The organism is Psychrobacter sp. 1Y4, assembly GCF_051847555.1.
Map to the genome: position 1 here is coordinate 1 of NZ_JBPYDE010000939.1, position 566 is coordinate 566.

2 pseudogenes are annotated in these 566 nt (G+C 28.1%); both read left to right on the top strand.

The window, feature by feature from the left end:
- Positions 1-261, top strand: a pseudogene (locus tag ACS8FC_RS19730) (restriction endonuclease); the annotation flags it as partial.
- Positions 254-566: pseudogene (locus ACS8FC_RS19735) on the top strand (hypothetical protein); the annotation flags it as partial. The pseudogenes ACS8FC_RS19730 and ACS8FC_RS19735, both read left to right, overlap by 8 nt.

Genomic DNA, 566 nt, shown 5'->3' on the forward strand with positions numbered 1-566 from the left:
TTTATTAAAAATAATCATTCCTATATTCGAGGAATAGAAGATAAGCAAGTTGGAAAATATTTCATAAAGGATGAGATTGTTTTAAAGTCAGCAATACAAAGTAAGCTTATGTTTTTTATTTGGGATAGCGTCTTTACTAGAGATAAAAAACCACTCTTAGAGTTATTAAGTATCAAGGATAAGAATGAACTAATAACTTTCGGAGATTTTGCTAAGAAAGTCGATAAATTCATTGAAAAAGTTGAAAGTTATTATGTTTAATTTTGATGAATTAAAAATAATAAAAGGTAAGGAGTCAGAAGATAGGAAATGTGGTTCTTTTGTTGGAATTAGAAAAGATAAAGATACAAAGGAGATGCATTTTATTTTACCAAGAGGTTTTGAAAATTTTAACCCAGATTACAATAATGTAAAAAATCTGTTTTTTAATATGTATAAGACCTTTAAAAAATTTGTAGATGAAAGGAAGGATGTAGCAAAAATTCTTGATGACAAGCCTCAGTCGAAAGACAATGTAACTGTTGAAATCAGCGGTTCATATCGTTTTACTGATAGTGCTGACAACG